Source organism: Streptomyces sp. NPDC045899 (assembly GCF_056431485.1).
The window spans coordinates 505,548-518,225 of the sequence record NZ_JBWKKP010000001.1; the positions used below are offsets into that span (position 1 = coordinate 505,548).

Genomic DNA, 12,678 nt, shown 5'->3' on the forward strand with positions numbered 1-12,678 from the left:
GCGGCACCTCCGCACAAGGTGCCGCCCCCTTTGAGATCCGGGGCCGCCGACGGGCTGAGGGAGTCCCGGGCAGCCCCGGTGGCTCCTAGCCGCTCACCGCCGCACGGCCCGCCTCCAGGCGCGCGACCGGGATGCGGAACGGCGAGCAGGAGACGTAGTCCAGACCCACCTGGTGGAAGAAGTGGACGGAGTCCGGATCGCCGCCGTGCTCACCGCACACGCCCAGCTTGAGGTCGGGGCGGGTGGCCCGGCCGGCCCGCGCGGCGTCCCGGACCAGGGCGCCCACACCGTCCTTGTCGATGGTCTCGAACGGGCTGACCCCGAAGATGCCCTTCTCCAGGTAGGCGGTGAAGAAGCTGGCCTCCACGTCGTCCCGGGAGAAGCCCCAGACGGTCTGGGTGAGGTCGTTGGTGCCGAAGGAGAAGAAGTCGGCCGACTCCGCGATCTGAGCGGCGGTCAGCGCGGCCCGCGGCAGCTCGATCATGGTGCCGAGGGTGAGCTTGAGGTCCACGCCCCGGGCCCGCTCGACCTCCTCGATGATCTGCTCGGCCTCCTCGCGGACGATCTCCAGCTCCTGGACCGTGCCCACCAGCGGGATCATGATCTCGGCGCGCGGGTCACCCTTGGCGTTGCGGCGCTCCGCGGCGGCCTCGGCGATGGCCCGCACCTGCATGGCGAACAGACCGGGGATGACCAGACCGAGGCGGACACCGCGCAGACCCAGCATCGGGTTCTGCTCGTGCAGCCGGTGGACGGCCTGGAGCAGCCGCAGGTCGTTCTCGTTGTGGTCCTTGCGGGACTCGGCGAGCGCGACGCGCACCGACAGCTCGGTGATGTCGGGCAGGAACTCGTGCAGCGGCGGGTCCAGCAGCCGTACGGTGACCGGCAGTCCGTCCATCGCCTCGAACAGCTCGACGAAGTCGTCCTTCTGGAGCGGCAGCAGCTCGTGGAGGGCGGTCTCGCGCTCCTCGTCGGTGTGGGCGAGGATCAGGTGCTCGACCATCTCCCGGCGCTCACCGAGGAACATGTGCTCGGTGCGGCACAGGCCGATGCCCTGAGCGCCGAACCGGCGGGCGCGGGAGGCGTCCTCGGCGTTGTCCGCGTTGGCGCGGACACGCAGCCGGCGGACCCGGTCCGCGTAGGCCATGATCCGGTGCACCGCGCCGACCAGTTCACCGGCCTCCTCGGCACCGGCGTGCATCCGGCCCTCGAAGTACTCCACCACCGGGGAGGGCACGACCGGCACCTCGCCGAGGTAGACCTTGCCGGAGGAGCCGTCGATCGAGACGACGTCGCCCTCCTCGATCACCACCGGGTCCTTGCCGTCCCGGCCGGGGGCCGTCATCCGGCGCCGCTTGGTGTCGACTTCGAGCTCCTCGGCGCCGCACACACAGGTCTTGCCCATACCGCGGGCGACCACGGCCGCGTGCGAGGTCTTGCCGCCGCGGGAGGTCAGGATGCCCTCGGCCGCGATCATGCCGTCGAGGTCGTCGGGGTTGGTCTCCCGGCGGATGAGGATGACCTTCTCGCCCGAACGCGACCACTTGACGGCGGTGTAGGAGTCGAAGACGGCCTTGCCGACCGCGGCGCCCGGGGAGGCGGCGATACCGCGGCCGATCCGCTGCACGCTGTCGCCGTCGGCGACCTCCAGGTCGAAGCGCGGGAACATCAGCTGCGCGAGCTGGGCGCCGTTGACCCGGCGCAGCGCCTCGGCCTCGTCGATCAGACCCTGGTCGACCAGCTGGGTGGCGATCCGGAAGGCGGCGCCCGCGGTGCGCTTGCCGACGCGGGTCTGGAGCATCCACAGCTTGCCGCGCTCGATGGTGAACTCGATGTCGCACAGGTCCTTGTAGTGCGTCTCGAGGGTTTCCATGATCTGCATCAGCTGGTCGTAGGACCGCTTGTCGATCTGCTCGAGGTCGGCGAGCGGAACGGTGTTGCGGATACCCGCGACCACGTCCTCGCCCTGCGCGTTCTGGAGGTAGTCGCCGTAGACGCCCTGGTGGCCGCTGGCGGGGTCACGGGTGAAGGCGACACCGGTGCCGGAGTCGGGGCCGAGGTTGCCGAAGACCATGGAGCAGATGTTGACCGCGGTGCCCAGGTCGTGCGGGATGCGCTCCTGACGGCGGTACAGCTTGGCGCGGTCACCGTTCCAGGAGTCGAAGACGGCGCGGACGGCGAGGTCCATCTGCTCGCGCGGCTCCTGCGGGAAGCTGCGGCCGGTCTCCTTGGCGACGATGTCCTTGAACTCGGTGACCAGCCGCTTGAGGTCGGCCGCGTCGAGGTCCACGTCCACGACGACGCCCTTGGCCTTCTTGGCCTCGTCGATGGCCTCTTCGAAGAGGTCACCGTCCACGCCGAGCACGGTCTTGCCGAACATCTGGATGAGACGGCGGTAGGAATCCCAGGCGAACCGCTCGTCCCCCGCCTGTGTGGCCAGACCGGCCACGGAGTCGTCGGACAGACCGATGTTGAGGACGGTGTCCATCATGCCGGGCATCGAGAACTTGGCGCCGGAGCGTACGGATACCAGCAGCGGGTCGTCCGGCTGGCCCAGCTTCTTGCCCATCTTGGTCTCGAGGGCCTCGAGGTGCGCGCCGACCTCGTCCCGCAGGGCCGCGGGCTCCGAGCCGCTGTCGAGGTAGACCTTGCACGCCTCGGTGGAGATGGTGAATCCCGGTGGCACCGGGAGACCGAGGTTGGTCATCTCGGCGAGGTTGGCCCCCTTCCCGCCGAGCAGGTCCTTGAGATCCTTGTTGCCCTCGGTGAAGTCGTAAACGAACTTCTGCTGATCTTGTGTTTCCGACACGGGACTCGATCTCCTCGGCTCGGCTGCCCTGACGGCGGGGAGCGTACCCAGATCGAAGGTGCCTGAGCATGTCCACTCCACCGTCATTCGGCTGTAACCACCCGCCTGCCACGCGTTCGAAAGTTCGGCAGTGAAAGCGCGTCATTTTGCCAAGCCTTCAGGACTCGAACACATGACCACGCTCCGCAGGCGACGACTCCCACTTTGCTCACCCTCGGTGATGATTCGAAGGATGTATCGAACATCAACAGGGTGGCACTCAGTGCCACGTATTGGAGAGGTGAGAGCAGCCTTGACCCATCCGACCCCCTCCAGGCGACCGCTCATCTGAGCGAGACCCTGATCAGAGTGGCGAGAATCACGCCCTTGCGAGGGCCGTTGTCTCGCCCTTTGGATACAACGAGAGGGGTCTCGCTCAGATGAGCGATATGCAGGTGAGCGGGGTCGTGGAACGCCCTCACGAACCACGGCGCATCCTCCCGGAGCCCCGTTTCAGCACCTCGGCGCGGCTATCGTGACCGCACATTCCCGGACGAGGAGGGACCGTGACCGGTATCCGGCCCCCGCTCGGTGCGTATGGGCGCCTGGCACACGGTGCCCACCGCGTGCTGCGCGACAACTGGACCGGTTCCTCCACCGTCCCCTCCCGCACCCTCTACCCCCACCAGTGGAGCTGGGACTCGGCGTTCATCGCGGTCGGGCTGCGCCACCGGTTTCCGCACCGCGCCCAGCGGGAGCTGGAGACCCTGTTCACCGCCCAGTGGGGCGACGGCCGCATCCCGCACATCGTCTTCAACCCGGCGGTGCCGCGCCACGCCTACTTCCCCGGCCCGGACTTCTGGCGCTCCTCCACCGCGGGCGCCGCCGCCGGGGCACCGGCGGACACGGAGACCTCCGGCATCGTCCAGCCCCCGGTGCACGCGCTCGCCGCCCTGCTGGTCCACCGCGCCGATCCGGACGCCTCGGCCCGCCACGGCTTCCTGGACCGCGCCCGGCCACGGCTCGCCGCCTGGCACGGCTATCTGCTCCGGGCCCGCGACCTGGGCGGCCACGGACTGGTCTCGGCGGTCCACCCCTGGGAGCCCGGGATGGACAACAGCCCCTGCTGGGACGCCCCGCTGGCCCGGGTCACCCCCGCCCCGCCGGGTACCTTCCACCGCGCCGACCTCGACCACGGCGCCGCCGCCGACCGGCCGACCGATCTGGACTACGGGCGCTACGTCCGGCTCGCCACGGACTACCGGGACGGCGGCTACCGGGACGGGCCGGCCACGGACCCGCGGTTCGCCGTCGAGGACCCCGGGTTCAACGCCCTGCTCGCCGCCTCCGAACACGCCCTGGCCGAGATCGCGGCGGCGACCGGCGCCGATCCCGCACCCCACCGGGCGCGGGCCGCCCGGCTCACGGCCGCCCTGGTGGAGCGGCTCTGGGACCCGGCCGCCGGGCTGTTCCTGTGCCGCGACGTCCTCACCGGCACCCTGGTGCCGGAGCGGAGCGCGGCGGGGCTGCTGCCCCTGCTCCTGCCGGACCTCCCGCCCGCGGTCGCGCGGACGCTGGTGCGGACGGTCCGCGGTGAGCACTTCGGACTGGGCCAAACGGCCCGGCTGGTCCCCAGCTACGACCTGCTCGGCGGCGCCTTCGACCCGTCCCGCTACTGGCGCGGCCCGGCCTGGTTCAACGTCAACTGGCTGCTGGAGCGGGGACTGCGGCTGCACGGCGAGACGGCGGCGGCCGACGCACTGCGCACCGCCGTCCTGGAGACGGCCGCCGCCTCGGACTTCGCCGAGTACGTCGACCCGTACACCGGCCGGGCGCGCGGAACGACGTCCTTCAGCTGGACGGCCGCGCTGGCGCTGGACCTGGCACTGGAGGCGAGCCCCGGCTGAGCCTTCAGCTGGGAGCGCCGCCGCCGTCCAGGGCCTCCAGGGCTTCGCGCGTCCGCCGGGTGCAGTTGTGCTCCTCGCCGAGGACCCGGGCACTGATCTCGAGCACCGCCCGCCATTCGGCCCGGGCCTCGGCCGGCCGTCCCTGTCCCCGGAGCGAGGTGCCGAGGTTGTGCCGGGTCCACAGGGTGCGGGCGTCCTCCGGGCCCATCAGCCGGGCGCGCAGCGCGGCGGTCTCCCGGTTCTCCCCCTCCGCCTCGGCGAACCGGCCCAGTTTGTTGAGGACGTTGGCGCGGCTGTGGCGGGCCGCCAGGGTCAGCCGGGCCTCCGTGCCCAGCGCACGGGTGCGGCCCTCCACCACCCTGCGGTACTCCCGCTCGGACTCCTCGTAGCGCTCCTGGTCGCGCAGGAGATCCGCGAGCCGGCGACGGGTGATCAGGGTGCTGGGGTCGTCCGGGCCCATCGCGCGGGCCTCGCCCTCCGCCGTCCCGCGGTACTCGGCCTCCGCCTCCTCCAGCCGTCCGAGCTGGCTCAGCGCCCCGGCCCGGCAGTAGCGCGTCGCCAGCGTCGGCTGGGCGTCCGCCCCCTGCAGCCGGACGCGGTCCCGGAGCAGCTCGGTGAACAGGTCCAGCGCCTCCTCGTGCCGCCCGGCCAGGCCGAGGCTGACGCCGAGGTGGTGGCGGGTGGTGAGGGTGCTGGAGTGGTCGGCCCCGACCACCGTCAGCTGGGTCTCCAGCAGGGCGCGGTAGGCGGCCTGCGCCTCGTCGTGGCGCGCCCGGTCGTCCAGCAGCATCGCCTCCAGCCGGCGGGCGACGAAGGTGTCGGGGTGCCGCTCCCCCAGGGACTCGACCGTCTCCTCCAGCAGGGTGCGCAGCGCCGCCTCCGCCTCGTCGTACCGGTCGAGGGCGCGCAGCCGGTTGATCCACTTGCGACGGGCGGTGCGGGTCCGCCAGTGCCGGGGCCCGAGCACGGCCGAGGTCGTCTCGGTGAGGTCCCGCCAGAGGGACTCCGCCTCCTCGGTGAACCCCCGGGCGACCAGGATGTCGCCCAGGGTGAACCGGGCCGTCAGCAGCGCCGCGTCCCCGGCGGGCGCGTCCGCGCACTCCTGGACCGCCTCCCGCATCTGGGCCTCGGCCTCGTCGTAACGGCCCAGCCGCTCCAGCGCGGTGGCCCGCCAGGCGCGGGCGTTGACGGTGTCGAAGTGGCGGGGGCCGAGCATGCCGTCCCGGCCGACCGCCGCCGCGAGCAGTTCCCGCTCGGCTTCCACCACCCGCCCGAGGTTCAGCAGCATCCGGCCGCGCAGCAGACGCAGCCCGTACACGGTCCGCCCGTACTCGGCGTGGCCCCGGCGCTCCCAGCTGTCCAGCAGGGCACGGCACTCCTCCTCGGCCACCTCCACCCGTCCGGCGTCCTCCAGGAGGTCGATCAGATAGGAGCGCGCGAAGAGGGTGTAGTCATGGTGCTCACCGTGCTCCCGGCCGGAGATCGCCACCACGTCCCGCAGATGGCGCTCCGCCTCGTCATGCCGGCCCAGCTGGTTCAGGGCGAGCGCCAGATGGCCGCGGAGGTTGCGCGATTCGAGGTCGACCGCGGGCTCCAGCCACCCGACGGTGGTCCGGATCGCCTGGCACAGCGCGTCCGCGTAGTGCGGCCATCCGGCGGCGACCAGCCGTCCGGCGAACGGCGCCAGGGTCCGCACGGCCGACCAGCCCGTCTCCTCGTCCCGCCGCTCGGCCGAGGCCAGCACCTCCTCGGCCTTCTCCAGGACGGTCGGCGGCAGCCGGTCGTCCGCGGCGATCCGCCGCACCAGATCGGTGAGCGGCGGCTGTACCCACTCCGAGGCGCGGGAGCGCGGCGGGTACGCGGCGGGCGGTTCCCCCGGGCCGGGCGCCGGGGCTTCCGGTTCCGGGTCCGGTTCGTCCCGTGCCAGTCCCAGCCGGTGCAGCAGCTCCGGTGACGCCGCCGCGAACGGACGGGCCTCGGCGGCCACCGCCGCGTCGCCGTGGGGTCCCGACAGCCGGGCGCGGAACGCCGGACCACCGCTCTGGCGGCGCATCAGGAAGTCGGTGACCTGCGCCGCCGTATCCAGCGCCGTGGAGGTGCGGACGGTGTCCAGCAGCAGATCGGCCACGCCCGGGTGGAACGCGAACTCCTCCGCGCCGCCCTCGCGGCGGCGCAGCAGTCCGCCCAGGAAGACTTCGGCGAGCGGCGCGGATCCGGCGCCGCCGGCGTCATGGATCAGCCGCATCACCGGCAGGGTGAGCGGATGGACGGTGGCCAGCGCACCGGCCAGGCGCTGGCTCTCCGGAGAGGCGGCGGCACGGAAGCGGCGCAGCCGCTCCTCCGGGGTGGGCGGCGGCGCCGGTGGACCGGTCCGGGAGGTCACCGGCGGCCCGGCGCCGTCCAGCAGCATCACCGGCAGCAGGGCGCTCCCTTCGCCGGTGGCCGTCAGGGCCGCCCAGGCCGCCAGGTCCGTGCCGGTGGGTTCCAGCACCGGCACCGGGGTGCCCCGGTAGGTCTTGAGCCCCGGCGGCAGCAGCGGATGGCGCACGGTCAGGGCGCGGCCGGGGGCGCCCTCCCGGCCGCCCGCGCCGACCAGCAGCCGTTCGGTGGGCATACCGCGCTCGGGCCACAGCCGCGCGGGCAGCGGCTGCACCACCGCCACCGGTGAGTGGCGGGCCCAGCGGTGCAGCAGCCGCGGGATGGCGCCGCTGCTCCACCCGGGGCCGACCCCGTCGGACAGCACCAGCACCACCGTGCGGCCGGAGGGGTCCAGCAGCTGCCGGACGCCGCGGCGCGGGGCGCCGGGTGCGTACGGGCGGGCCCTGAGCACCGGCCGGGTCTCCGAGGAGCTGTCCAGGCCGTAGCCGCGCACCGAGCGGAAGGCGCCCTGTCGCTCCAGCACCCCGCGCAGTTCGGCGGCGAGCTGCCGCCACAGCACCATCGACGGTCCGTCGTCCACCACGAGCGCGACGCTCAGCCAGCGCTCGGGCCGGGGGCGCAGGACGACGTCCGGCAGTCCGGTCTCGGCGATCCAGTCGGCGGTGGCGGCCTCGTCCAGCGCGAAGGCGCTCCGGGAGGGGACGCATCTGCGCAGCGGGCGCAGCGCGCGGGACAGTCCGCGGGCGCCGGGCAGGGCTCGTACCCCGCGGACGTCCACCGCGCGGGCCGGGCGGGCCGCGGCGGCGCGGACCGCTCCGGGGGCGAACAGCCCGGTGGGGGCGGCGGGTCCGGCCCCGGGGTCATCGGCGCGCGGACCGGTGGGGTCGCGGTGGTGCGGCGCTCCCCCGGTGTCCTCGTCGGGGGCCGGCTCGACGGGCTCGCCGGTGCCGGTGGACGGTGTCCGGCCGCCGTCGTCTCCTTCGGGCGCGGCCGGTGCGGTGGTGGCGGCGAACCACAGGGCGTCACGCAGCTCCTCCGGGGAGAGTTCGACCCCGGCGTCCTCCAGCAGCGCGCACAGCCGCCCGATCATCACACGTCGGCTTCGTTGAGCGAGCGGAACAGCTTGTCGATGACCTCGTGGTCCACCTGGGCCCCGGAGGAGCGCAGCCGGACGGCGTTCAGCAGCTGGTCGGTGGCGAGCTCGCGCTCCTCCCGCAGGGCCACGAAATGGGCGATCATCCCCATGGCGCGGTGGCCGACCTCCTCCCCGAGGTGCATGGTGACGATCTGCTGGAGCTGTCGTTCGTCGGGCTGCTGGAGGTCGAGCCGTACACAGCGGCGCAGGAACGCCGGGGGGAACTCGCGCTCGCCGTTGCTGGTGATGACCACGACGGGGAAGACCCGGCAGCGCACCCAGCCGTCCTCGATCCGCACCTTCTCGCGGGAGCCGGTGATCCGCACCGAGGCTTCCGGATCGCGCAGCCGGGCCAGTTCGGGGATCTCGAACTCGCCCTCCTCGAAGACGGTGAGGAGGTCGTTGGGGAGGTCCACATCGCCCTTGTCGAGCTCGTCGACGAGCAGCACCCGCGGCCGGTCGGCGGGCAGCAGCGCGGTGCCGAGCGCGCCGAGCCGCAGGTAGTCGCCGATGTCCGGTTCGTCGGCGGCGCCCTGGCCGTCCGTGCGCCGGCCGTCCGTGCGCTGCCGCAGGGAGGCGTCACGCAGCCGTCCCACGGCGTCGTACGCGTACAGCCCGTCGGTCAGCGTGGTACGGCTGTTGACCGGCCAGTGCAGCACCTCGCCGAGGGTGAGTTCACGGGCCACGGCATGGGCGAGCGTGGATTTGCCGGTACCGGGACGGCCGGTGACCAGCAGCGGGCGGTGCAGATGCAGCGCCATGTTGACGGTGTCCCGGTGCTCGTCGGAGATCAGGTACGGCAGCCCCCGGCCGGCGGTACGGCGCGGGGAGTCCTCGCCGAAGCGCCGCCACGGCGGGGCCGCGGGCCAGGTCTCCACTACGTGGGGCGCGGTGTCGCCGCCGTGGAAGAGCCGCCAGTCCTGTGTCATGTGCTTCCTTCTCCTCGGGGCGGTCAGGGGGCCGACAGATCGAGCGGGCCGGGCAGCGGGCGGTGCGGATCGTCCCAGAGCAGCGCCAGGTGCCTGCCCGGGTGGGCGGCGTCGGCGTCGCTCGCCGAGCGGAGTTTACGCAGCCGCTGGGGCAGCGAGCGCAGACTTTCGGTGCCGAGCAGCACCCCCAACTCGGCCTCCGCTCCCTCCCGTTCATGCGCGCCGTGCCACACCAGCACGGGGACGCCACCGAACAGACAGGCGGTGAACACCTCCGGGCGGGCGCGCGCCGGGGTGGTCATCACCACGCCGGGCACGTCCTCCCGGGCCTGGAGATCGCCGTAGACGTGCTTGCTGCTGACCAGGTGGGCGGGCAGCCGGTACAGATCGTCGGTGCTCGCCCCCTCGACCGTCTGCCAGCGCCGCAACCACAGATGGCGCTGTTCCGCACGGAACTCACCGCACCGCACGACGACCGGGTAGTCGGTGCCGAGCGAACGCTCGAAGGGGGTGGTCAGCTGCCAGCAGTGGACATCGAGTTCGAGATCGGCGGCGGCCACGAAGAACTCGACCAGGGTCTCCTGGCTGCGGGCGTGGATACGCAGCAGCTCGTCCACCCCGCGCTGTATCTCCTCCAGGGGGGCGGGGGTGTCCACCGTGGCCAGGGACTCGACCCGGTCGCCGCGGCGCACCCACACCTCGTAGGCCCGCAGCCGACCGGAGCCGACCGCAGGGTGCAGCCGGATCTGCACCCGCTCGTCCACGGCTGCGGCGGCGTCCGCGGACGCCGCCCGCTCCTCGGCCTCGGCGCGCCGGTCCCGCAGGGCGCCCTCCAGCCCGATCCGCACCGCGCACCCCAGCGACCACTCCCGCAGCGCCTCCGCGGTCCCGGCCCCGGCCCCGGTGCCGGTGCCGGTGCCGGTCCCGGGCTCGCTCTCCGCGGCGGCGAACCGCTCGACCGCGCGCAGCAGTTGGGGGAGCTGGTGCGGGGTGCGCAGCAGCTCCTCCAGCGCGTCGGCCAGCGGTCCGGGGGCGGCGGGCGGCAGGCCCACCCCGGGGAGCTCGGCGCGGGCCGCGTCGGCGAAGTCGGCCAGCCGGCCCGGGGTCAGCCGGTCCAGCAGGGCCACCAGGGCGTCGTACTCGGCGCGGAGCAGCCAGCGGCCGGGCTGGAGGACCTGGCACGCCCCCTGGGCCGGGGCGGGCACCGGTTCGCCGGGCGCCTCCTGGGCGAGCGCGTCCAGCAGGGTGGCGGCGCCGTGGTGCTCGGCGAGTGCCCAGTCGACCAGCTCCCCGGCGGAAGGGGACTCGGTGGCGGGCGGGGCGGTGGTGAACTCCTCGGACAGCCGGACCAGGACGCGCGCCGCGCGGCCCGGCTCCGCCGCCAGCAGCCCGGCGACCGAGGCGGCCAGCTTCCCGCGCGCCCGCCGCCCCGGGTCGTCCAGGGACGGCCCGGTGGGGACGGGCGGTCCGAGCGGGAGCTCCCGGCCGTCCCTGGTCCCGTCGCTGACGTGCACGGTGGGGAACTGCCGCAGTCCCTCCTCCTCGTGCAGCCGCTGGAACTCGTCCTGGACGCCCTGCCAGACCCGGCCGAGGTCCGGGGCGGCCCCACCGCCGGAGGCCGCCGCGAGCTGCTCCAGCAGCACCGAGCTGAACACCCCGGCGCCCTGCTGGTTCTTGGCCACGGCCCCGGGCCGGCAGGCCCGCATCCAGAAGATCTCGCGGTCGCGGTTGACCTCGCTCTTGCGAGTGAGGTTCTCCGGATCGGCCACCATCTCGTGGGCGCGCGCGGGGAGCGCCCGCCAGCAGGCGTCGATGACCACCGTCACCCGCTGCACGCCCTGCCGGGGCAGATGTTCGGTGCGCAGCAGCGACATCAGGTTGTGCGCGTCCAGTCCGCGCATATCGGTGTCGCGCGTCTCGGGGTAGAGCAGGCTCCAGCGTCCGCCCGGCGCCTGCACCCCGTGCCCCGCCCAGTAGATCCACAGCCAGTCGGCGTCGATCCGGCGCAGTTCGTCCATGAAGACCTCGCGGACGGTGCCGCTGTCGGCCGCGCGGTGGCCGGGGTCCGCCTCCTGGAGGGCGGCCCGGTTCTCCTCCTTCGGCGAGGCCAGCAGCCGGATGTTGGCCGGGGGCACACCCAGTCCGGTCAGCCATGAGCGCATGCCGAGCGCGTCCTTGACCGGGCCGTCGAGGGTCCAGTCGTCACTGCCCCGGTACTGCTCGACGGCCACGATCACCGCGTGGGTACGCCGCCAGTCGTGTCCTGGCTCCGTCACCGCGGCAGCTCCGGGCCGAGCAGGTCGTACAGCCGCTGATGGGCGAAGTAGGAGGTGTGGGCGCGCGGGAACGGCTGACGGGTGGTCACGCGCAGATCGGTGACCCGGCCGGGGAAGACCTTGCCGCCGACGAAGCCGAGCAGATCGTGCTCGTCGTAGACGTTGATCCAGCGGGGGAACGCCGCGGGCAGCGGCGCACCGCGGCGCAGCGAGGTGAGGGCGTCCAGCTCGTAGAGGAACGGCGCCTGCGAACCGACCGTCACCAGCAGCTCCACCCCGGGCGGCGGTCCGGCCGCGTCGGCGAGCAGATCGACGCAGGCGATACCGCCGAGGCTGTGGGCGAGCAGCACGACCGGGCCGCCGCCGTCGGCGGCCTCCCGCACCGCGGCGGCGATGGCGGCGCGCACCCCGGCGCCGCGTGCCTGGTAGCGGAGGATGTCGCCACCGGCCGGGACCGAGCCCCGGGTGATCCCGCCGCGGAACGTCCGGGCCAGTGAGGAGAGCGGTGACAGATAGGAGTTGAGCATCCGGCCGCCGGCACCGCGGGCGGCGCGGGAGACGACCCCGCCGCGGTCGGCCCCGCCCAGCTGGTCGGTGAGGGCGCCGACGACGGTGTCGCGGTCGGCGCCGTCCACGGGGAGCAGCGCGTCGATGTCCCGGGCGGTCTCGGCGGAGTGCAGGGCCAGGGCGTAGACCGCGCGGGCGGCGACGGCCCCGACGCCTTCGGCGTACGGGGCGCCGCCCAGCTCACGGGAGATCTCGTCGGCGACGCGCTCCGCGGCCCCGTCCAGGGCCGGGGCGAGGTCGGCCACGAGCCGGCACAGACCCGGCCGGGCGGTGTCCCCGACCCCGGCCAGGCTCAGTGCGCGCACCTTGTCCGCGACGGTCTCCCAGGGGTCCACCCGGCCGGGCGCGAAGCCGGTGTCCCCGTCGTCGCCGCGCGCCGTCTCCGTGAACTCCCACAGCTCGGCCAGGGGGTCGGCCTCCAGCAGGGCCCACAGGGCCAGTGGATCGTCGTCGTCCGGGCCGGTGTCCCCGGCGCCGCGGTTCCCCGTCCGCACCGGGACCGAGGCCCCGTCGAGCCCGAGCGAGGCACCGTGCTCCTCACCCCAGAAGCAGCGGACCACACGGACGTCGGGACGCACCCGCTCCAGCCCGTCGCGCACGCGCGCGAAGCTCTTGTCGTAGGAGGCGGCCCGGACCCCCGTGCCATGGACGAAGACGACGCCCGTCACCGATCCCCCCGATCCCCACCGCGGTTGCG

Annotated in this window: 6 protein-coding genes; 1 reads left to right on the forward strand and 5 read right to left on the reverse strand. The window is 73.8% G+C overall.

Features of this window, described 5'->3' with window-relative positions:
• Positions 1-85: 85 nt before the first annotated feature.
• Complete coding sequence (gene ppdK / locus AC07FT_RS02310; RefSeq protein WP_471204363.1) at positions 86-2,809, reverse strand: pyruvate, phosphate dikinase; 2,724 nt, start codon at positions 2,807-2,809, stop codon at positions 86-88.
• A 545-nt stretch (positions 2,810-3,354) separates the two neighbouring features.
• On the opposite strand from ppdK, the gene AC07FT_RS02315 reads away from it, so the two are divergent.
• Complete coding sequence (locus AC07FT_RS02315) at positions 3,355-4,695, forward strand: MGH1-like glycoside hydrolase domain-containing protein (RefSeq protein ID WP_479173287.1); 1,341 nt, start codon at positions 3,355-3,357, stop codon at positions 4,693-4,695.
• Positions 4,696-4,699: 4 nt separating this feature from the next.
• Here AC07FT_RS02315 and AC07FT_RS02320 read toward each other — a convergent pair whose 3' ends face one another.
• From AC07FT_RS02320 to AC07FT_RS02335, 4 genes are read right to left on the reverse strand one after another with little or no spacing between them, the layout of a single operon-like run.
• Positions 4,700-8,164, reverse strand: a complete 3,465-nt coding sequence (locus AC07FT_RS02320) for an SAV_2336 N-terminal domain-related protein (protein WP_479173383.1) — start codon at positions 8,162-8,164, stop codon at positions 4,700-4,702.
• Entirely contained in the window at positions 8,164-9,138 is a 975-nt protein-coding gene (locus AC07FT_RS02325) for an AAA family ATPase (protein ID WP_479173289.1), read from the reverse strand. The genes AC07FT_RS02320 and AC07FT_RS02325 overlap by 1 nt, the downstream gene beginning before the upstream one ends.
• Before the next feature lie 23 nt (positions 9,139-9,161).
• Entirely contained in the window at positions 9,162-11,414 is a 2,253-nt protein-coding gene (locus AC07FT_RS02330; RefSeq protein WP_479173291.1) for a VMAP-C domain-containing protein, read from the reverse strand.
• Positions 11,411-12,649, reverse strand: a complete 1,239-nt coding sequence (locus AC07FT_RS02335) for a hypothetical protein (RefSeq protein WP_479173292.1) — start codon at positions 12,647-12,649, stop codon at positions 11,411-11,413. The genes AC07FT_RS02330 and AC07FT_RS02335 overlap by 4 nt, the downstream gene beginning before the upstream one ends.
• Positions 12,650-12,678 lie beyond the last annotated feature (29 nt).